The organism is Paenirhodobacter ferrireducens, assembly GCF_004022265.1.
GTDB lineage: Bacteria > Pseudomonadota > Alphaproteobacteria > Rhodobacterales > Rhodobacteraceae > Rhodobacter > Rhodobacter ferrireducens.
The window spans coordinates 29,266-50,127 of the sequence record NZ_SAVB01000010.1; the positions used below are offsets into that span (position 1 = coordinate 29,266).

General features: G+C 67.9%; 20 protein-coding genes. 18 read left to right on the forward strand and 2 right to left on the reverse strand.

Features of this window, described 5'->3' with window-relative positions; translation table 11 throughout:
* Positions 1–39: 39 nt before the first annotated feature.
* Genes EOW65_RS09300 through EOW65_RS09330 form a run of 7 tightly spaced genes read left to right on the forward strand, consistent with a single transcriptional unit; the run spans position 40 to position 7,823 of the window.
* Positions 40–972: an ABC transporter permease gene (locus tag EOW65_RS09300; RefSeq protein WP_128148788.1), complete on the forward strand. Its 933-nt coding sequence runs from the start codon at positions 40–42 to the stop codon at positions 970–972.
* 11 nt (positions 973–983) lie between these two features.
* Positions 984–1,811 carry an ABC transporter permease gene (locus EOW65_RS09305; protein ID WP_113901758.1) on the forward strand — a complete coding sequence of 276 codons (828 nt, stop codon included), beginning with the start codon at positions 984–986 and terminating at the stop codon, positions 1,809–1,811.
* Entirely contained in the window at positions 1,808–2,785 is a 978-nt protein-coding gene (locus tag EOW65_RS09310; RefSeq protein ID WP_128148790.1) for an ABC transporter ATP-binding protein, read from the forward strand. Before EOW65_RS09305 ends, EOW65_RS09310 begins: the two co-directional genes overlap by 4 nt.
* Positions 2,778–3,755, forward strand: coding sequence for an ABC transporter ATP-binding protein (locus tag EOW65_RS09315; RefSeq protein WP_128148792.1), 978 nt, complete (start codon positions 2,778–2,780; stop codon positions 3,753–3,755). The genes EOW65_RS09310 and EOW65_RS09315 overlap by 8 nt, the downstream gene beginning before the upstream one ends.
* Positions 3,752–5,302 (forward strand): L,D-transpeptidase family protein, encoded by a 1,551-nt coding sequence (locus EOW65_RS09320; protein WP_128148794.1) that lies wholly within the window; start codon positions 3,752–3,754, stop codon positions 5,300–5,302. Before EOW65_RS09315 ends, EOW65_RS09320 begins: the two co-directional genes overlap by 4 nt.
* 51 nt (positions 5,303–5,353) lie before the next feature.
* Positions 5,354–6,994 (forward strand): flavin monoamine oxidase family protein, encoded by a 1,641-nt coding sequence (locus tag EOW65_RS09325; protein ID WP_128148796.1) that lies wholly within the window; start codon positions 5,354–5,356, stop codon positions 6,992–6,994.
* Positions 6,995–7,019: 25 nt separating this feature from the next.
* Positions 7,020–7,823 carry a M55 family metallopeptidase gene (locus EOW65_RS09330; protein ID WP_128148798.1) on the forward strand — a complete coding sequence of 268 codons (804 nt, stop codon included), beginning with the start codon at positions 7,020–7,022 and terminating at the stop codon, positions 7,821–7,823.
* Between the two features lie 31 nt (positions 7,824–7,854).
* Here EOW65_RS09330 and EOW65_RS09335 read toward each other — a convergent pair whose 3' ends face one another.
* Positions 7,855–8,772, reverse strand: a complete 918-nt coding sequence (locus EOW65_RS09335) for a LysR family transcriptional regulator (RefSeq protein ID WP_128148800.1) — start codon at positions 8,770–8,772, stop codon at positions 7,855–7,857.
* Positions 8,773–8,945: 173 nt separating this feature from the next.
* Between EOW65_RS09335 and EOW65_RS09340 the strand changes: the two genes are divergently transcribed.
* From EOW65_RS09340 to EOW65_RS09365, 6 genes are read left to right on the forward strand one after another with little or no spacing between them, the layout of a single operon-like run.
* Positions 8,946–9,809 (forward strand): D-amino-acid transaminase, encoded by an 864-nt coding sequence (locus tag EOW65_RS09340; RefSeq protein ID WP_128148802.1) that lies wholly within the window; start codon positions 8,946–8,948, stop codon positions 9,807–9,809.
* A 33-nt stretch (positions 9,810–9,842) separates the two neighbouring features.
* Complete coding sequence (locus EOW65_RS09345) at positions 9,843–10,688, forward strand: ABC transporter substrate-binding protein (protein WP_128148804.1); 846 nt, start codon at positions 9,843–9,845, stop codon at positions 10,686–10,688.
* A gap of 4 nt (positions 10,689–10,692) precedes the next feature.
* Positions 10,693–11,811 (forward strand): amino acid ABC transporter permease, encoded by a 1,119-nt coding sequence (locus tag EOW65_RS09350; protein ID WP_128148806.1) that lies wholly within the window; start codon positions 10,693–10,695, stop codon positions 11,809–11,811.
* A gap of 3 nt (positions 11,812–11,814) precedes the next feature.
* On the forward strand, positions 11,815–12,558 hold the full coding sequence (locus EOW65_RS09355) for an amino acid ABC transporter ATP-binding protein (protein ID WP_128148808.1): 744 nt from the start codon (positions 11,815–11,817) through the stop codon (positions 12,556–12,558).
* 8 nt (positions 12,559–12,566) lie between these two features.
* Positions 12,567–13,610, forward strand: coding sequence for a DmpA family aminopeptidase (locus EOW65_RS09360; protein WP_128148810.1), 1,044 nt, complete (start codon positions 12,567–12,569; stop codon positions 13,608–13,610).
* 35 nt (positions 13,611–13,645) lie between these two features.
* On the forward strand, positions 13,646–14,449 hold the full coding sequence (locus EOW65_RS09365) for a M55 family metallopeptidase (RefSeq protein ID WP_128148812.1): 804 nt from the start codon (positions 13,646–13,648) through the stop codon (positions 14,447–14,449).
* Between the two features lie 54 nt (positions 14,450–14,503).
* On the opposite strand, the gene EOW65_RS09370 is transcribed toward EOW65_RS09365, so the two are convergent.
* A complete protein-coding gene (locus EOW65_RS09370) occupies positions 14,504–15,070 on the reverse strand; it encodes a LuxR family transcriptional regulator (protein WP_128148814.1) in 567 nt (188 codons plus the stop codon).
* A 102-nt stretch (positions 15,071–15,172) separates the two neighbouring features.
* On the opposite strand from EOW65_RS09370, the gene EOW65_RS09375 reads away from it, so the two are divergent.
* The 5 genes from EOW65_RS09375 to EOW65_RS09395 all read left to right on the forward strand — a co-directional run bounded on the left by EOW65_RS09375 (position 15,173) and on the right by EOW65_RS09395 (position 20,861).
* The gene (locus EOW65_RS09375) at positions 15,173–16,333 is read left to right on the forward strand and encodes a thiolase domain-containing protein (protein ID WP_128148816.1); all 1,161 of its coding nucleotides are present in this window, start codon (positions 15,173–15,175) and stop codon (positions 16,331–16,333) included.
* Complete coding sequence (locus tag EOW65_RS09380) at positions 16,334–17,821, forward strand: class I adenylate-forming enzyme family protein (RefSeq protein ID WP_128148818.1); 1,488 nt, start codon at positions 16,334–16,336, stop codon at positions 17,819–17,821.
* A 43-nt stretch (positions 17,822–17,864) separates the two neighbouring features.
* Complete coding sequence (gene dctP / locus EOW65_RS09385) at positions 17,865–18,950, forward strand: C4-dicarboxylate TRAP transporter substrate-binding protein (RefSeq protein ID WP_128148820.1); 1,086 nt, start codon at positions 17,865–17,867, stop codon at positions 18,948–18,950.
* Positions 18,951–19,466: a TRAP transporter small permease gene (locus tag EOW65_RS09390; protein ID WP_121534257.1), complete on the forward strand. Its 516-nt coding sequence runs from the start codon at positions 18,951–18,953 to the stop codon at positions 19,464–19,466.
* A gap of 84 nt (positions 19,467–19,550) precedes the next feature.
* Positions 19,551–20,861, forward strand: coding sequence for a TRAP transporter large permease (locus tag EOW65_RS09395; protein WP_128148821.1), 1,311 nt, complete (start codon positions 19,551–19,553; stop codon positions 20,859–20,861).
* Position 20,862: the final 1 nt, after the last annotated feature.

Sequence of the window (20,862 nt, forward strand, 5' to 3'; positions counted from 1 at the left end):
GGCGGGGCAGCCCGCCGCCGGCTCTTGAAAGGATTTCCGATGGCGCTGGTCCTCCTCCGACGTCTGCTCCAGGCCGTCGTGACGGTCGCGGTGGTGATCACACTGGTCTTTCTGATCTTCAGCGTGATCCCGGGCGATTATGTCTCGTCGCTGATGGCCGAGAAGCGATCGCTCGACCCTGCGGTGGCAGAGCGGATCGCGGCCGAACTGCATCTGAACGATCCGGTCCCGCTGCGGCTGGGACAGTATCTGGTCGGGATCTTGCATGGCGATCTGGGCCTGTCCTTCGCCACCCAGCAGCCGGTGACCGAGATGCTGGGTGGCCGGATCTGGGCCTCGTTCAAGCTGGCCTGCGCGGCGATGGCCTGCGCCATCGTCACCGGCCTGCCGCTCGGCTATATCGCCGCGGCGCGGCAGAACCGCTGGATTGACGGGCTGGCGATGGTCTTCGCGGTCTCGGGCCTGTCGGTGCCCGGGTTCTGGTTCGGTCTGCTCCTGATGTATGTGTTCTCGCTGCAACTCGGGTGGCTGCCGACCTTCGGCTATGGCCAGGGCGGCATCGAACACCTGATCCTGCCCGCGCTCACGCTTGGCATTGCACCGATGGCGTTGCTCGCGCGGACGACCCGGGCCGCCGTGCTCGAGACGAAGACTGCCGATTTCATCCGCACCGCCCGGTCGAAGGGCATGTCGGAGGGGCGGCTCGTGCGCAAGCATCTCGCGCGCAATGCCTTCATGCTGATCCTGACGATGATCGGGCTGCAGTTCGGCTCGATGATGGGCGGCTCGGTGGTGATCGAGAGCCTTTTCGCCTGGCCTGGTGTGGGCTCGCTGCTGATCCAGTCGGTGGGGCTGCGCGATATCCCCGTGGTGCAGGGCTGCATCCTCGTGATCGTCCTGTTCTTCCTGATCGTCAACACGCTGGTCGATGTCGCCTATCTGCTGATCGACCCGCGCATCCGCTACAAATGAGGAAGCCGGCCATGCTCAAGCTCCTGGCGCGTCCCAATCTGGCGACGGGTGGTGCGATCGTCCTGATCGCGATCCTCGTCGCCGTCTTCGCGCCGCTGATCGCGCCGCACGATCCGATCACCGACGCAAACCTGATGTTCGCCGAGACCGCGCCCGATGCCGATTTCCTGATGGGCACCGACGAGCAGGGGCGCGATATCTTCTCGCGTATCGTCTATGGCGCGCGGATCGCGCTGACGATCGGGCTGCTGGTCGAGCTGATGAACACTATCATCGGCGTCGCTCTGGGCGTTTCGGCGGGATATTTCGGCGGCTGGTGGGACGAATTCGTTCAGGGACTGACCAATGTCATGCTTGCGGTGCCGACGATCGTCTTCGCGTTGGCGCTGATGGCGGTGCTGGGGCCCGGAATCCTGAGCCTGCTGATCGCGCTTGGCATGACCGACTGGGCCTACAGCTGCCGGATTTCGCGCGCGCAGGTGCTGACGATGAAATCGCGCCCCTTCGTGCAGGCGGCCCGGACGATGGGCTATGGCCCGGTGCATATCATGGCGCGCGAGCTGCTGCCGAATATCGCGGGGCCGCTGGTCGTGGTGGCGACGATGGGGATCGGGTCGGCGATCATGGCCGAGGCGTCGCTCTCCTTCCTCGGGCTGGGCGTGGTGCCGCCGGCGCCGAGCTGGGGATCGATGCTGGCGCGGGCGCGCGAGCAGCTGATCGTCGCGCCCTGGGTCGCGGTTTTCCCCGGCCTTGCGATTTTCTTCACCGTGCTCGGGTTCAATCTGCTCGGCGACGGTCTGCGCGACCTGCTTGATCCGCAGGGGAGGTCGAAACGATGAGCGACGACGTTCTGCGGATCGAGGATCTGACGATTGCACTGCGCGTCGAGGGGCGCGATCACCCGGCGGTCGAGGGGGTCAACCTGACGATCGGGCGAGGCGAGGTCGTCGGGCTCGTGGGCGAGTCCGGCTGCGGCAAGAGCCTGACCGCGCTGTCGGTGGCCGGGCTTCTGACCGCGCCGATGCACGTTTCGAACGGTCGTATCCTGATCGAGGGACAGGATGTGGCCCGGTTGTCGAACCGGTCACTGCGGTCGCTGCGGGGGGACAGGATCGCGATGATCTTCCAGGAGCCGATGACCGCGCTGAACCCGTTGATGACGATCGGCGACCAGATCGGCGAGATGTTCGTCCTGCACCGCGGCCTGGGGGCGCGTGCCGCCCGCAAGGCGGCGATCGCAGCGCTCGACCGGGTTCAGGTGCCGGGCGCGGCGCGGCGGGTCGACGACTATCCGCACCAGCTTTCGGGCGGGATGCGGCAAAGGGTGATGATCGCGATCGCGCTTGCCTGCGATCCGGCGCTTCTGATCGCGGACGAACCGACCACCGCGCTCGACGTCACGATCCAGGCCGAGATCATCGACCTGATCCTCGAACTGTGCCGCGAGCAGGGGACGGCGGTGCTGATGATCTCGCATGATCTCGGGCTGGTGGCGCGGATCTGCAACCGCGTTGCGGTGATGTATGCCGGCCATCTGATCGAGGAACAGGCGGCCGAGCGGATCTTCCTGTCGCCGCACCATCCCTATACCCGGGGCCTCGTCGGGGCCCTGCCGCGGCTCGGCCGGCGGCTGACCGAGGGGCAGGCGGCGCTGACCGAGATCCCGGGCACGGTGCCGGCGATCCTCGACTACGGTGCGGGCTGCCGCTTTGCGCCGCGCTGCACCCGGGTGATGGCGCATTGTGCCGCGGCCACGCCCGAGACCACGCAACTCCCGCAGGGCGGGCGGATACGGTGTTTTCTCCATGACTGAAGCAGAGCCCGTCCTGCGCTTGCAGGATCTGAAAGTGCATTACCCGGTGCGTCTGGGCCACGGCTTCGGCAAAAGCATGCTGAGAGCCGTGGATGGCGTGAGCCTCGATATCGGGCGCGGCGAATGTCTCGGGCTCGTGGGGGAATCCGGTTGCGGCAAGTCCTCGCTCGCGCAGGCGGTGATGGGGCTGGTGCCGGTGAGTTCTGGGCGCATTGCGCTCAATGGGCGCGAGGACTGGGGGGCCGACCGGCTTGCCCGGGCGCGGATGGTGCAGATGGTGTTCCAGGACCCGTTCTCCTCGCTCAACCCGCGCCAGAGCATCGGCCAGAGTCTCGGGGGACCGCTGAAGCTGCATGGCGTTACCAACCGCTCCGAGCGCGAGGACCGCGTTGCCACGATGCTGCGCAAGGTCGGGCTGAACCCCGATGCGGCCGGCCGCCATCCGCATGAATTCTCGGGCGGGCAGCGGCAGCGCATCGCCATCGCCCGTGCGCTGATCGTCGAGCCGCAGCTTGTTGTCTGCGACGAGCCGGTCTCGGCGCTCGACGTGTCGATCCGGGCGCAGATCATCAACCTGCTGCTCGAGCTCAAGGACGAGCTCGGGGTGGCGCTGCTGATGATCTCGCATGACCTCGGCGTGGTCGAACACATGAGCGACCGCATCGCGGTGATGTATCTCGGCCGCATCGTCGAGGAGGGCGACTGGCGCAAGATCTTCACCGCGCCCGCCCATCCCTATACCCGCACGCTGATCGCCTCGATCCCCGACCCGGCGCGCCCCGATGCCGGCTGGGAGCGGCTGCGCGGCGAGGCGCCCTCGGCGCTGGCCCCGCCCGCAGGCTGCGCCTTTCATCCGCGCTGTGCACAGGCGTTCGGGGCTTGTCGCGCCGGTGGCGTGCCGGAGTTCACCGGGCTGGCGGACGACCACCGCGCCCGCTGCCATCTGTTGACTGAAGGAGCTTCGCGATGAGCAACCATGCCGACGTGATCGTGGTGCGTTCGGGCGCCGATCACCGGGCGCCGCATCTTGGCACGCTGCGGATCGGCGATTGGGAAATTCCCTGTGTGACCGGCCGGGGCGGACTGATCGAGCCGTCGCGCAAGCGCGAGGGCGATCTGTGCACGCCGATCGGGACCTTCCCGTTGCGCTATGGCTTCTACGACCCGGCGGTCTTCGGCGATGCGCCGCGCGGGCTGGCCTTTCCCTTCGTGCCGAAACCGGCGGACTGGCTGTGGGTCGAGGATGTGACGGACCCGCTTTACAACCGGTTCGCGCAAGACGGCGGGTGCGGCGGGCGCGACAACGAGGCGCTGTTCGATCTGTTCATCCCCGTCGGCTGGAACGACGCGACACCGGTGATCGGCAAGGGCAGCGGCATCCTGATCCATGCCGCGCGGGAGGATTTCTCGGGCTCTGCCGGCTGTGTCGCGGTCGCGCGTGCGCATCTCATGCCACTTGCCGAACGGCTGCGCCCGGGCATGCTGATCGACATCGGGTTCGCCGACACGGCCAGCGTGCCGGCCCGGGCAACGGAACCGGAGGCCGGCGGGCCCGAAAGCGTGACCTTCCGCGCGCTGCACCCCGGGCCGCGGCTCCTCGTCACCGGGGCGGTGCATGGCAACGAGCCCGCCGGGCCGGCGGCGATCGCGCGCGCCATTGCGGCGTTCCGCGCGGGGGCGCTGCGGCTTCGGCGCGGCTCGGTCACCTTCGTTCCGGTGATGAACCCGCTCGCCTGGGCGCAGAACAGCCGCGAGGGTATGCGCAACCTCAACCGCGATCTGTGCGAGCGCCCGGTGCCGCTCGACAACGAGGACCGGCTCGGCAATGTGATCTGCCCGATCCTGCGCGCCCATGACGTGCTGATCGACCTGCATTCCTTTTCCGCGCCGGGCGAGGCCTTCGCGCTCTGCGGTCCGGCTGACAATGACGACGGGCTCGAGCCGTTCCACCGCGCGGCAGAGGAGGCTGCGCTGGTGCGGGCGCTTGGCCTGCCGCTTGTGGTGCATGGCTGGATGGCGGCGCATGAGCGTGCGCTGGCACAGCGCCGGGCGGCGGGCGGGCCGGCGGGGCTTGCGGCCCACGGCGTCGGCACGACGGAATTCATGCGCTTCGCGGGCGGCTATGCAGTCACGGTGGAATGCGGTCAGCATCTTGATCCGCGTGGCCCCGAGATCGGCTGGCAGGTGATCCTGAACGGGCTCTCGCATCTGCGGATGATCGACCGGCCGCTGCCGGACCTGCCCATGCCGCGCGAGCTTGAGATCGGCGAGGCGATCCTGGCCGCGGATGACGACGACCGGATGATCCGCCAGTTCAGCGCCGGCGAGCCGGTGCGCCGCGGCGAGGTCATCGGGCAGCGCGCCGACGGCACGCCGATCACCGCGCCCGCCGACGGGGCCCTGATCTTCGCCGGGCTTACGGCGGCGGCGGGCACCGAGCTTGCCTTTCTGTGCCACTTCGCGAACCGCCTGGCCCGGGCCCCTGTGGCCGGTGCGGGGACCGGCCCGGCAGAATAGGCCGCCGGATTGCGGCGCTGCGGTACAAGAGCCGGATTGAAAGGATGCAAGATGTCAGAATTTTCGGCTTTCGGGCCCGACTTCCCCTTTGCCTATGACGACTGGCTCGCCAATCCTGCCGGGCTCGGGCAGGTTCCCGCGGCGCGCCATGGCGCCGCGGTCGCGATCGTCGGGGCTGGTGCGGCGGGGGTGATCGCCGGGCACGAGCTGATGAAGCTCGGCCTGCGCCCGGTGCTTTATGAATCGGGCGCCTTCGGCGGGCGGCTGCGCTCGGAACCCTTCGAGGGCACGGAGGATGTCATCGCCGAACTCGGCGGCATGCGCTTTCCCGTCTCGTCGCGCGGTTTCTACCATTACGTCGATCTTCTCGGCTGCGAGAGCGCGCCCTTTCCGAACCCGCTGACCGAGGCGGCCGGCTCGACGGTGATCGACCTCGAGGGCGAGACGCTTTTCGCCCGCACGCTCGACGATCTGCCCGAGCTCTATCGCGAGGTCGCGCGCGCCTATGACGCGGCGCTCGAGGAGGGGGCGCGGTTTTCCGACCTGCGCGCGGCGATGGCAGCGCGGGACGCCGCGCGCGTGAAGGAGATCTGGGACCCGCTCGTCGCGGCCTGGGACGAGCGTACCTTCTATGATTTCGTCACCACCTCCGGGGCCTTCCGCCAGCTCGGCTTCCGCCACCGCGAGGTGTTCGGGCAGGTCGGGTTCGGCACCGGCGGCTGGGACAGCGACTTCCCGAATTCGATGCTCGAGATCCTGCGGGTGAACCTCTGTGCGCTCGACGACAACCAGCGCTATATCGTCGGCGGGGTGGAGAACGTGCTGCACCGGCTCTGGCGGCAGCCCGCCGATTGCGCGCATTGGGGGCGGATGACGCTGGCCGGGCTGAACGGCGGTGCGACGCGCTCGCGCGTGACGCGGATCGCGCGGGATGCCGGCGGTGCCATCGCGGTGACCGATCGCTGGGGCCGAGTGGATCTTTACGACGCGGTGCTGGTGACCTGCCAGAGCCACCTGCTGACCACCTCGATCGAGACCGACGAGGAGCTTTTCGACCAGAAGCTCTGGATGGCGCTCGATCGCACCCGCTACATGCAGGCGGCAAAGACCTTCGTGATGGTCGACCGGCCGTTCTGGCATGACATCGACCCGGCGACCGGGCGGCCGGTGATGTCGATGACGCTGACCGACCGGATCACCCGCGGCACCTATTTCTTCGACAACGGGCGGGACCGGCCGGGGGTGATTTGCCTGTCCTATTCCTGGATGACCGATGCGCTGAAGGTGCTGCCGCATGATGCGGAAAAGCGGGTGGAGCTGGCGCTCTCGGCACTTGGGCGGATCTATCCGGGGGTGGATATCGCCAGCCATATCCGCGGCAATCCGATCTGCGTGAGCTGGGAGACCGACGAGAATTTCCTCGGTGCCTTCAAGGGCGCGCTGCCGGGGCATTACCGCTACAACCATCGCATGTATGGCCATTTCATGCAGGAGACCCTGCCGGCGGCGCAGCGCGGCATCTTCCTTGCCGGCGACGGCATCAGCTGGACCCCGGCCTGGGTCGAGGGTGCGGTGCAGACGGCGCTGAACGCGGTCTGGGGCATCCTGACCCATTTCGGCGGCGCCTGCGATCCGGCGAACCCCGGCCCGGGCGATCTCTATCCCACCCTCGGGCCGGTCGCGCTCGACTGATCCGTCGCCATCGAAAGGACGAAACGTGAAAGTGTTCATCAGTGCCGACATGGAAGGCACCGCCGGCATCACCACCTGGAGCGAGACGGAAAAGGATCACCCCGATTACGCCGAGTTCCGCGCCTACATGACCGAAGAGGTCCTGGCCGCCTGCGAAGGCGCGCGGGCTGCGGGGGCCGAGGAAGTGGTGGTGAAGGACGCCCATTCCTCCGGGCGCAACCTCATCATCGGGCGGCTGCCGGCCTATGTGCGCATTCTGCGCAGCTGGAGCGGGCATCCCGACACGATGATGTTCGGCATCGGCGCGGAGTTCGACGCGGCCATCTACACCGGCTATCACAACCGCGCCGGGGCAGAGACCAACCCGCTGTCACACACCCTGACCGACCAGATCATGCGGATCACGATCAACGGTGAGCCGGCTTCGGAGTTCACCATCAATGCCCGCACCGCGGCGCGCTACGGAGTGCCCTCGGTCTTCCTGTCGGGGGATGCGGGCATGTGCCGGGCGGCCGGGGAGTTCGTCCCCGGCATCGCCACCGTGGCAACCTCCGAGGGAATCGGCGGGGCCACACTGTCGATCCCACCGGCGAAATCGGCCGCGCTGATCCGCGAGGGGGTCGAGCGCGCAGTCGCCGCGCGGCGCCCCGGGATGATGCCGCCGATGCCTGACAGCTACGAGCTGGTGATCGAGTACAACAACCCGAAAGGCGCCTATCGCTGCCAGTGGTTCCCGGGCGGGGAACTCTGCGGCGAGCGCTCGGTGCGCTGGCGCTTCTCCGACCCGTTCGAGATCCAGCGCACCTTGCGCTTCGTCTCGGGCGGCTGAGACCCGGGAGCGGCTGGGGGCGGGGCTGGGCTCAGTGCGGGCCCTGGGCCGCCTGCCAGAACCGGCGGGTGTCGGCGTTTTGTGCATGGATGTGACGATAGAGCCGGATTTCAAGCTCCATGTCCCAGTCCGGTGATGCGGAAGCACGCACCAGCGTGCCCGCCCGCAGCTCCTGTTCGATCAGGCTTTCGGGCAGCCAGCACATCCCGGCGCCGCGCATCGCGAGCGTCTTCAGTCCGGCACTGATCGTGTTTTCATGCACTGTCCGGCGCCGGGGCCCCGACCGGCCGGCGAACAGGCGTTCGAGTGCGACGCCGAAGAACGAGCTGTAGCCATAGCTGAGATAGGGGACCTCGGCGCCCTGGCTCTGCATCCGGTCGAACAGCGCGGCCCCCGGAACATGCACGCCCGAGCGCAGGCGCACCTCGGGCGCGGCGACGGGGATCAGCCGGTCGGTGCCGACCGCGAGGAAGTCGAAACGCTGCCAGTCGAGGTGGAACGGCACCAGCCCATGCGCATAGGTCAGGAAGAAATCCGCCTCGCCGTCGATCAGCGCCGCAAGATTGGCCTCGATCCCGCCGCGATCGGGGATCAGCGAGACCCGGATGTTCGCGAAGCGGTTTTCAAGCCAGTCGGGCAGGAAGGTCACGGTCAGCGTGTGCAGCGCGGCCAGGCGCAACATCCGCCCTTCGCCCGAAGGCTGCAGGGACTCGCGCACCGAGTAGAAATTGCGGATCGCGTCCTGCGCCACAGGCAGGAACCGCCGCCCCTCCGGGGTGAGTTCGGCCGGCACCGTGGCCCGGTTGATGAGCGTCGTGCCGAGCCAGGCCTCCAGCTGCTTGATTCGGCGGCTGAAGGCCGGTTGCGTGACGTTCCGGGCCTCGGCGGCGCGCGAGAAGCTCGAGGTTTCCGCCAGCGTCACGAAATCTTCGAGCCACTTGAGTTCCATTTATTGAGCACACCTTTTCCGACAAACGCGGGCGCTTCCGACGGGGCATCTTATAAAGGGATGAATAAAAAGCATTATGCAATTCGTGCATGAGATGTTGCGCAAGTTGAATTGGCCATGCTCCCGCGCATCGCCCCAGGTTCGATCCAACCCAAGTCGAACTGGTGCATGACATGAGCAGAACCATCTACTGCAACGGAACCTTCGTTCCCGAGGCGCGCGCGACGATCAGCATCTTTGATCGCGGCACGCTGTTCGGTGACGCCGTCTACGAGGTGACCGCGGTCTTCGACGGCCGGATGATCGACAACGATCTTCACCTTGCACGGCTGCAGCGCTCCCTCGGCGAGCTCGGTATTCCGATGCCCGCCGCGCGGAAAGAGATCGCGCGGATCCAGCACGAGCTGATCGCGCGCAACGGCCTGCGCGAAGGCGTGGTCTATCTGCAGGTGTCGCGCGGCATCGCGGATCGCAATTTCCTGTGGCCCGAGGACATCGCCCCGACGCTGATCGGGTTCACCCAGGCAAAGACGCTCCACGACACCGCCGCGCAGCGTGAGGGCATCGAGGTGGATCTTGCGCCCGACACGCGCTGGCAGCGCCGCGACATCAAGACGGTGATGCTCTTGGGGCAGGTGCTCGCGAAGGCGGCGGCACGGCGCAAGGGCTGCGATGACGTCTGGCTCTGCGAGGACGGAATGGTGACCGAGGGGGCCTCGGCGACGGCCTATATCGTCACCGCCGCGGGGCAGGTGGTGACGCGGCCGAACTCGCGGATCTCGCTGCCCGGCTGCACCCGGCAGGCGCTCTTGCGGCTGTGTGCGGTGCATGGGCTCACGCTCGACGAACGTCCCTTTTCGCCGGCGGAGGCACAGGCTGCCGCCGAGGCGTTCCAGACCTCTGCCTCGAGCTTCGTCACCCCGGTGATCCGGATCGCGGGCGTTGCGGTCGGGACCGGCGCGCCGGGCCCCGTCACCCGCCATCTGCAACAGCTTTACCTCGAGACCGTAGGCGTTCGTGCGCCGGTCTCCAACTGACCTGACAAGAACCAATACCAACAGGAGAGACACATGAAGACGACTTCAAAGATCCTCGGCCTCGCCCTTGGCGCAGTGCTGGGTGTCTCGGCTCCCGCTCTGGCGGCCGAGGGCTATGGCGACTGTAAACTCTACGGCAAGGGCGGCACGGAGACGATCACCCCCGCGGTTCCCGGCCAGTTCACCGTCATCATCAACCTGCCCGCGGTGGGCGAGTTCAACGGCGATACCGAAGACAGCGTCACCAGCGGGCGCGAGTTCTGCATGGCGGTGAACATCGCCTACCGTCTCGGGCTCGACAAGGTGGTGCTGAAGAATGCCTCCTTCGACTCGATCGTCGCCGGCCAGAACAAGGATTTCGACATCGCGCTGGCACTGATCTCGGTGACCGAGCCGCGCAAGAAGGTGGTCGATTTCTCGACGCCCTATGCCCACGGCGCCTTCGGGATCGCCACCCGCGCGGATGCGCCGGTGACGGAAGACAGCATCAAGACCACGAAACTCGGCACGCAGGCCGGCACGATCATGGTGGACTGGGTCCAGCAGAATCTGCCCGATGCCAGGCTCTCGGTCTTCGACGATACCGGTGCGATGTTCACCGCGCTGGCCGCGGGCAATGTCGATGCGGTGATGACCGACCTGTCGGTCGTGCTTGGCCAGGTCGGAAACTCGAAGGGCCGTCTCGCCGTGGTCGGGAAGTATGCGAGCGACCGCGACACCGCCGGGATCTACCCGAAGGGTTCGGCCGAGGAGGCAACAATCAACAAGATCATCGCCGACATGGAGGCGGATGGCACGCTGAAGGATCTGGAGATGCAGTATCTCGCGCCCGCCTGGGGCGGCCTGATGCCGGCGGATGTTCCGGTCTGGAAGCACTGAGACGATGGCAGACCCGTTTTCGAACGCGTTGCCGGAGCAGGACCTGCGCGCCGAGATTTGGCGCGCAGGTTCGACGCCGCGCAGCCATCTTGGCCGGGCGAGCCTGACACTGGCCCTCGGGCTGGTGACCTTTCTCGCCGTTGCGATCTCGGCCCAGCACATCGGCGCCTACGCGATCTCGCAGGGGGTCTCGCCGGTCGTGGCGACGCTGCCCGGGATTGTGGCGGTGCTCGCCGCGGTGGTGGTCCTGCTGATGGCGCTGCGCGCCTTGCGCTGCGCGCTTGCCGCGGCCCGGCACAGCGAGGTCTATGCCGCCCGCGAGCTCGGCGCCTCGGCCTCGCTCGGCGCCTGGAAGGCGATGTCCTGGGAGGGGGCGCTGCTGATCCTGACCGCGGCGGCCTGGTTTCTCGTGGTCAATGACGCGGCGGTCAGCCGCACCTTCTTCGACCTCGCGCTGATCCGGGATTCGGCGCTGAAGGTGCTGCGCGCCTTCGGCACCAATGTGGTGATCTTCTTCGTCTCCGGGGTCCTGATCCTGATCTGGTCCCTCATCGTGGCGGTTGCGCGGACGCTGCCGGGCGAGGCGGGCAAGCCGTTGCGCTTTCTCGCCATCGCCTATGGCGATCTGTTCCGCGGCCTGCCTGCGATCATCACGATCTACCTGATCGGTTTCGGCCTGCCGCTGACCAATCTGCCGGTGATCGCGCATCTGTCCTCGACGAGCTATGCGATCATCGCGCTCACGCTGACCTACGGCGCCTATACCTCCGAGGTCTATCGCGCCGGGATCGAATCGGTGCATCACAGCCAGGTCGCCGCGGCGCGCTCGCTCGGGCTGAGCCATGCGAAGACGCTGCGCTACGTTGTCGTGCCGATGGCGGTGCGCAACATCATCCCGCCGCTGATGAACAACTGCATCAGCCTGCAGAAGGATACCGCCCTCGTCGCGATCATCGGCACGATCGACGCCTTCAACCAGTCGAAGATCATCGCGGCCAACCATTTCAACCTGTCGGCGGTGACCACCGTCGCCATTCTCTTCATCGCGGTCACGATCCCGCAGGCGCGGCTCGCCGACCGGCTGTCCGAGCGCGACCGGCAGCGGATGCGGGCAGGGGGCTGAACCATGGCATTGCTTGAAATCGACAACATCCGCAAACACTACGGATCGTTCGAGGTGATTTCCGGTCTGTCGCTCGATGTCCGCGAGCATGAGGTGATCTGCCTGATCGGCCCGTCGGGGTGCGGCAAGTCCACGCTGCTGCGCTGCGTCAATCGGCTGGAAGAAATCAGCGCGGGCGAGATCCGCATCCATGGCGACCGGATCACCGGCGAGGGCGTCGATCTCGACCGGCTGCGGCGCGACATCGGCATCGTGTTCCAGGGCTACAACCTGTTTCCGCACATGACCGTGCTCGAAAACACGCTGCTTGCGCCGACCAGGGTGCTTGGCCTGTCGCGCCGCGAGGCGACGGAGAAGGCGCTGGGCTTTCTCGACCGGATCGGTCTTGCGCATAAGGCGAATGCCTATCCCGACAGCCTGTCGGGCGGACAGCAGCAGCGCGTCGCGATCGTGCGTGCACTGATGATGGACCCGATGCTGCTGCTGCTTGACGAGATCACCTCGGCGCTTGACCCGGAACTGGTTTCCGAGGTGCTCGACATCGTGCGCGATCTGGCGGCCGGCGGGATGACGATGATCCTTGCGACGCATGAGATGGGGTTTGCGCGCGAGGTTGCCGACCGCATCTGTTTCCTGCAGGCGGGAAACATCTATGAACAGGGGCCTCCGGCGCAGGTGTTCGGCGATCCGCAGGGCGAGCGCACGCAGGCCTTCCTGAGCAGTCTCAAGCGGGCCGGGCGGCTTTAGGAGGGAAGATGAACGAGGCACGACGGCTTGGCCTCTGGACGGAGGGGCGCAATGCCCTGCCGGCCGGGCCATGGAACGCGATCACCGATGTCCCCGGCGTTTCGGTCGGTCATCGCACGATTTCCGGGGCGGGGCTTGCCACCGGTGTCACGGCGGTGCTGCCGCAGGCCGGTGATCTTTTCCGCAGCAAGCCCCGCGCGGCGGTCGAGGTCATCAATGGCTTCGGCAAGTCGGCGGGGCTGATGCAGGTCGCTGAACTGGGCACGCTGGAAACGCCGATCCTGCTGACCAACACCTTCGGCGTCGCCGCCTGCTGCGAGGCGCTGATCCGCCGCGCGATCGCCGAAAATCCGGAAATCGGTCGCGCGACCTCGACGGTCAACCCGCTGGTGCTCGAATGCAATGACGGGTCGATCAACGACATCCAGAGACTGGCCGTGCGCGAGGCCGATGCGCTGGCGGCGATCGCGGATGCGCAGGGCGGCGCCTTCGAACAGGGCGCCGTCGGGGCCGGCACCGGGATGACCGCCTTCGGCTTCAAGGCGGGGATCGGCAGCGCCTCGCGCCGGATGCAGATCGGCGCGCAGGCGTTCATGCTGGGGGCGCTGGTGCTGGCGAATTTCGGCCGGGCAGGGGATCTGGTCCTGCCCGACGGGCGGCGGCCGGACCCGCGCGGCCCCCGGCCCGGCGAGAAGGGCTCGGTGATCGTCGTTCTGGGCACGGACCTGCCGCTCGACGGGCGGCAGCTTCAGCGCATCGCGCGCCGTGCCGGGGCTGGGCTGGCGCGGCTCGGGGCGTTCTGGGGCAACGGCTCGGGCGATGTCGCCCTTGCCTTCACCACCGCGGACCCGCTTCCGCATCAGGGGACGGACCCTTTCCGGACCCTGCGCCGCCTCGACGACGGGTTGATCGACCTGCCGTTCCGGGCCGCGGCGGAGACGGTTCAGGAGGCGGTGCTGAACGCATTGTGCGCGGCGCCGGCGACCCGGGGCCGCGACGGGCGGCATTTCCCCGCGCTCGCCGATTGGGCCGGCGCGGGCGCCGCGCAATAGCACGCGGGGAGCGGACGATCGGAAAAGGAGAGGATATGAAGGTTTTCATCAGTGCCGACATGGAAGGCACGGCGGGTATCACCAGCTGGAGCGAGACGGAAAAGGATCATCCCGATTACGCGGAGTTCCGCGCCTACATGACTGAGGAGGTCGTGGCGGCCTGCGAGGGCGCGCGCGCCGCCGGTGCCGAAGAGGTTCTGGTGAAGGATGCGCATGAGACCGGCCGCAACCTGGTGATCGGACGCCTGCCGGAGTATGTGCGCGTGGTGCGGGACTGGAGCGGCCATCCGGATTCGATGATGTTCGGTCTCGACCGGGGCTTCTCTGCCGCCGTTTACACCGGCTATCACGACCGCGCCGGGGCCGAGACGAACCCGCTGGCGCACACTCTGAACACGCGGATCATGCGGATCACCATCAACGGCGCGCCGGCGTCGGAGTTCACGCTCAACGCCCGCACCGCGGCGCGCTACGGTGTTCCTTCCGTTTTCCTGTCGGGCGATGCCGGGATGTGTGCGGCGGCGCGCGCCCTCGTGCCCGGCATCGAGACTGTGGCGACGAGCGAGGGGATCGGCAGCGCGACGGTTTCGCTCACGCCGTCGCGGGCGGTCGCGGCGATCCGCGAGGGGGTCGAGCGTGGCGTTGCGGGACGGCGCGCGGCGCTGATGCCGCCGATGCCCGAACGCTACGAGCTGGTGATCGAATACGATAACCCGGCCAGCGCGTTCCGGTCCCACTGGTTCCCCGGCGGCGAGATCTGCGGCGAGCGGTCGGTGCGCTGGACGGTCTTCGACGCCTTCGAGGTTCAGCGCATCCTGCGCTTCGTCTCCGGCGGCTGAGGCCACCGCCGTTGACCGGGTCCCCAAAAGCCGTGCCGCCGGCCCGGCCGCGGCTCAGCGCGCGACGATCATCTTCGCCGCAAGCTCGGCCGCATTGCGCACGCCGAGCTTGCGCAGGATCGCGGCGCGGTGCACCTCGACCGTGCGCGGCGAGATCCCCATCGCCTGCCCGGCTTCCTTGCTGGTGTGACCGTTGACGATGTGGCGCGCGACTTCGCGCTCCTTCGGCGTCAGCGTCGCGGCATCGGGGGCGCGCTCCTTCAGCGGCTCGAAGGTCCAGACCATCAGGCGGAACGGGTCGGTCGGCGTCAGGGTGCGCCCGCGTGCCCGCATCCAGACGATCTCGCCGTCGCGGCGCTGCATGAAGCGCTCGTCCTCATAGCGCGGGCGGCTCGCCAGCCAGCGGTGCCAGCGGTCGCCGGTCTTCTCGTAATCGACGCTCGAGGGATAGAGCACGCGGATCGACTGGCCCTCGAGCTCGGCTCGGTTCCAGCCGAACAGCAGCTCGGTCTCGGTGTTCACCCGCAGGATGCGGCGATCCGACATCACCATGATCGCCACCGGCGCATCCATGAAGCCGGTCAGGTTCTGCACCGCCTCGGGAAGCTCCGCATAGTCCATGCTGCACCTGCATCTACGTGGTTTATACGTATTTATCTACGTAGTTTTGCGGATGTGCGCCAGCCCTCCCGACGGCGAAAGTGACAGCGGGAGGACATCGACATGACATCCATCTATATCACCGGCAGCGGCCACACCCGCTTTGGACGGCTGACCGAGACGCTCGAGGAGCTGATCGTCGAGGCGGCGCGCGAGGCGATCGCCGAGGCCGAGATCGACCCGGCCGAGATCGACGCGGTCTATCTGGGCCATTTCAACTCGGGGCTGGTGCCGGACGGTTTCGCCTCGTCGCTGATCCATCAGGCGCATCCGGCGCTGCGCTTCAAGCCGGCGGCGCGTTGCGAGAACGCCTGTGCCTCGGGCGCGGCGGCGATCCATGCCGGGCTGAACATGATCCGTGCCGGGCGGGCGCGCACCGTGCTGGTGGTGGGTGCCGAGAAGATGACCCACCGCTCGACGCCCGAGGTGACGACGGCTCTGGCCGGCGCCGGTTACCAGAACGACCCGGCCGAGGCGGCGCTGAGCTTCCCGCAGGTCTTCGCCGTGGCGGCGCAGGCCTATGCCGAGCGTTACGGCGACCCGATGGACGCGATGGCCCGGATTGCGGCGAAGAACCACGCCAATGCGCTGAACAATCCGCTCGCGCAGATGCACAAGGCGATGTCCTATGAGTTCTGCCGCGAGGTCAGCGAGAAGAACCCGCTGATCGCGCCGCCGCTGCGGCTGTCGGATTGCTCGCTCGTTTCGGATGGCGCCGCGGCCGTGGTGCTGACCTCCGATCCGCAATCGGCCCGCCGTGTCCGCATCGCTGCGGCCGAGCATGTCTCGGATTACCTGCCGATGAGCCGGCGTGATTTCATCGCCTTCGAGGGGCCGGAACGCGCGATCCGCGCGGCCTATGCTGCGGCGGGGATCACGGTCGGTGATCTCGACTTCGCCGAGGTGCATGACTGCTTCACCCCGGCCGAGCTGCTGATCTACGAGGCGATGGGGCTGGCCGAGAAGGGGCAGGGCGCGCGCGCGATCGAGGAGGGCACGGTGCTGCCCGAGGGGGCGCTGCCGGTGAACCTGTCGGGCGGGCTGAAGGCCAAGGGCCATCCGGTCGGCGCCACCGGCGTGTCGATGCATGCGCTGGCGTTCCGGCAGCTGACCGGACAGGCGGGCGCGATGCAGCGGCCGGGGGCCGAATGGGGCCTGACCTTCAACATGGGCGGCGCCGCGGTGGCGAACTATGCCACGGTGCTGCAGGCGGCGGGCCTCTGAATGAACATCGCGAGCTGGCTTTACCAGACGGCCCATGCCTGGCCGACCCGTCCTGCCGTGTTCCAGGGTGACAGCCTGCGGCACAGCTATGCAAGCCTGCTGCGCGCGGTCTGCGACCGGGCCCGGCATCTGGGCGCGGTGCATGGCATCGGCCCGGGCGACCGGGTGGCGATCTTTGCCAAGAACGCGCCCGAATACATCGAATGGCTGCATGCCTGCTGGTGGATCGGTGCGGTCGTCGTGCCGGTGAACTGCAAGCTGCACCCGGCCGAGGCGGAATGGATCGTGCGCAACTCGGGCGCGGCGCTGGTCGTCACCGACAAGGGCACGCTTTTCCCGGGCCTGGCCGAGGAGGCGATCGCCGCCGCGGTGCCGAAGGGCGATCAGCTGACCCCGCCGCGTCCGGCGGCGGCGGGTGATCTGGCCTGGCTCTTCTACACCTCGGGCACCACCGGCAAGCCCAAGGGGGTGATGCTCAGCCACGAGAACCTGCGGCAGATGACGCTGTGCTATGCGCTCGACGTCGACGGGCCGCGGCCTGAGGATCACATGCTTTACGCCGCGCCGATGTCGCATGGCGCGGGGCTTTACATGTTCGCGCAGATCCGCGCGGGCGGCGCGCATCTGGTGCCGGCTTCGCGCGGCTTCGACGCGGCCGAGATCATCGCCCTCGCTGAAAGCCGCGGCAACCTCGTGTTCTTCGCGGCGCCGACGATGGTCAAGCGGCTGGTCGCCGCGGCGCGCCCGCTTGGCTATGACGGCGTCGGCATCCGCACCATCATCTATGGCGGCGGGCCGATGTATGCCAATGACATCGACGAGGCGCTCGAGCTCTTCGGGCCGCGCTTCGTGCAGATCTACGGTCAGGGCGAAAGCCCGATGACGATCTCGGTGCTGCCGCGCGCCCTTGTCGCCGATCAGGGCCACCCGCGCTGGCGGGCGCGGCGCAGCTCGGTCGGGATCGCGGCAGGCGCCGCGACCGTGGCGATCCTGTCGCCCGAGGGCGAGCCCCTGCCGCCCGGCCAGACCGGCGAGATCTGCGTGCAGGGTCCGACGGTGATGCAGGGTTATTGGCAGAACCCGGCGGCGAGCGACGAGACGTTGCGCGGCGGCTGGCTGCACACCGGCGATCTCGGCCATCTCGACGAGGACGGGTTCCTCTATCTCACCGACCGTTCGAAGGACGTCATCATCTCGGGTGGCACCAACATCTATCCGCGCGAGGTCGAGGAGGCGCTGCTGCGCCACGAGGCGGTGTTCGAGGTGGCGGTGATCGGCGAGCCCGAACCCGACTGGGGCGAGCAGGTGGTGGCCTATGTCGTGTTCGAGCCGGGCCGCAGCGCCGAGGAGGCCGAGCTCGACAGCTGGGTGCGCCAGCACATCGCCTCGTTCAAGCGGCCGAAGCGCTATGTCTTCGTGCCCGATCTGCCGAAGAACGGCTACGGCAAGATCCTGAAGACCGAACTGCGCGCCGGCGCGCAGATCTGACACATCCCGGGCAGGAGGAGCCCGGACAAAGGGAGGAGAAACCATGAAAAGACGTGATTTCCTGCGCACGAGCGGGGCACTGGCCGGGGCCGGGATGCTGTCCGGCCTGCCGTTTGCGGCGGCAGCCGCGACGTCGCTCAAGTTCGACAGCTACGTGACCGAGACCGCCGGCCCCTCGTGGATCGACCGCTGGTTCCTCGACGAGCTGGAAAAGCGCTCGGGCGGCGAGATCAAGGTGCGCCGCTACTGGGCGGGCAGCCTGAACAAGGTGGGCGAGCATCTGGGCGCGGTGCGCGACGGCACCTCCGAGATGACGCTGATCTCGCCCGGCTACTATCAGGCCGAGGTGCCGGTGACGCGCGGGCTCGAATGGTATTTCCGGGTCGACCGGGCGGACACGCTGCAGCTCGTCTGCCGCGACGTCTATGAGCAGTTCGCGCCGCTGCGCCAGGAATGGGAAGAGCGGCACCGCTGCAAGGTGCTGTACTGGACGAACTGGAACTATGCGCCGCTGGTGATGCGCGAGCCGATCACCTCGATCGAGGACATCAAGGGCAAGAAGATCCGCGGCTATGGCATTGCCACCGACGTGATCCAGCGCCTGGGCGGCGTTGCCGTGCCGATGGCGGCGGGCGAGGTCTATCAGGCGCTCGAACGCGGGGTGCTCGACGGGGTCTATGGCTTCGACTTCGTCACCGCCGTCGCCTACAAGCTGCACGAGATCGCGCCGAACTTCTACGACATCGGCGACGGCGCCCATGCGCCTGCGGTGACGGTGATGAACCGCGGCGTGTTCGAGGGGTTGTCGGCCGCGAACCAGCAGATCTGCGCCGATCTGGCAAACGAGCTCTATGGCGGCACCTTCACCGAGATCTATGACCGGGTGCTGACCGACTATGTGAAGAAGGCGCTGGCCGAGGGGGCAAGGCTGCAATCCCTGCCCGATGCCGAGAAGGCGAAGGCCCGGGCGCTGGTGCAGCCGGCCGAGACACAGCAATGGGTCGACACCGTCGCCACTCCGGCGGGCATCGACGGCGCCGCGATGCAGGCACTGATCGACACGGCGATCGCGAAGCACGCCCCCGCCGGCCGGCTGCGCCGCCCGGTCGAGATCGCGGCGGAGCTGTGAATGGAGCGGCTGAACCGCGCGCTCGAGCGGGTCTCGCACGGGCTGACCTGGGTGGCGCTTGCCTTCCTCGGCTTCATGATGGTGGCGATCACTGTCGATGTCGTCGCGCGCGCGCTGATCGGCAGCGCCGTGCCCGGGCTTTTCGAGATGACCGAGATGTCGATGGTGATGGTGGTCTTCATGGGGCTCGGCGCGACGCTGGTCGATGACGGCCACATCCGCGTCACGCTGATGACCGACGCCCTGCCGCTGCATCTGTCGCGGGGGCTGGCGGCGCTGGGCTGGATATTGGCGGCGCTGACCTTCCTGCTGCTGGCCTGGCCCGCGACGCAGGAGGCCGCCTATTCCTTCTCGATCCGCGAGTTCCGCTGGGGCTATTTCCACGTGCCGGTCTGGTGGGCGAAGATCGCCACCGCCTTCGGCCTGTGGTTCGCGGCGCTGCAGGCGCTGGTCCACGCGGCGATGATCGCCACCGGCCGGATCGCCCCCGACCCGCGCGAGAGCGCCTCCCACTGAGCCGGCGGACCGGTCTCCGGTCCGCCCCCCTCACCCGTCCCGCCCGCGCCATCCCCGGCGCGGCGGGGTCGCATGGGACATGTCATGGACATCACACTGATTACACTTCTGGCCGTCGGGCTGATCTTCGTGCTGCTGGCGATCGGCACGCCGGTCTTTGCCGCGCTGGCCCTCTCGGGCGCCTTCGGCATCGTCATGAGCGAGGATCTGTCCTTCCTGCTCAGCCGGCTGAAATCGCTGCCCTTCTCCTCGGCCGCGAATTATTCGCTGACGGTCATCCCGCTGTTCATCCTGATGGGTGCCTTCGCGCATCAGGCGCAGGTCGGGCGACGGCTGTTCCATGTCGCGAACAAGTGGGTGGGACACTTGCCGGGTGGGCTTGCCATGGCGGGGATCCTGACCTCGGCGGGCTTTGCCGCGACCTCGGGCTCGTCCGTCGCCACCGCGGCGACGGTGGGCGCCGTCGCCATCCCCGAGATGAAGCGCGCGGGCTATGACCCCCGCCTTGCCGCGGGATCGGTCGCGGCGGGGGGCGTGCTGGGCGTGCTGATCCCGCCCTCGGTGCTGCTGATCTTCTATGCCGCGCTGACCGAGGTCTCGGCCGGCAAGATGCTGATCGCGGGCTTCGTGCCGGGCATCCTGACGACGATCGTCTTCATGGCCGGCACCGCGATCGTCTCGCGCCACAACATCGCCGCGCGCAGCCCGCGCGCCGGCTGGGGCGAGCGGCTGCGCGCCACCGGTCAGGCCTGGCAGGTGCTGGTGCTGTTCGCGATCGTGCTCGGCGGGATCTATCTCGGCCTCGTCACCCCGACCGAGGCGGGGGCGATCGGTGCGCTTGCGGCCTTCCTGATGCTGGTGTTCTCGCGCGAGGGGCGCCGGGGGCTGGGCGGACGGCTGCAGGACAGCTTCCGCTCGACCACCACGACCACGGTGATGGTGCTGTTCACGATGATCGGTGCGGGCATCTTCAGCTATTTCCTGACCCTCGCCCAGGTGCCGCAGGCGGTGGCCGAGGCGATCGTCGGCAGCGGTGTGCCGCCGCTTCTGGTCGTCGGCATCCTGCTGCTGCTTTACATCCCGCTCGGCATGTTCCTCGATGCCTTCTCGATGATGGTCATCACCCTGCCGATCATGTTCCCGACGGTGACCGGGCTCGGCTTCGATCCGATCTGGTTCGGCATCCTGTGCGTGAAGATGTGCGAGATCGGCCTCATCACCCCGCCGGTCGGGCTGAACTGCTTCGTCATCGCCGGCATCGACCGCGATACGCCGCTGTCCGACGTGTTCCGCGGCGCGCTGTGGTTCATCGCGATGGAGATGGTGACGGTGCTGATCCTGTTCTTCATCCCGGTCATCACCACCTGGCTGCCCGACACGATGATGGGGAGGTAAG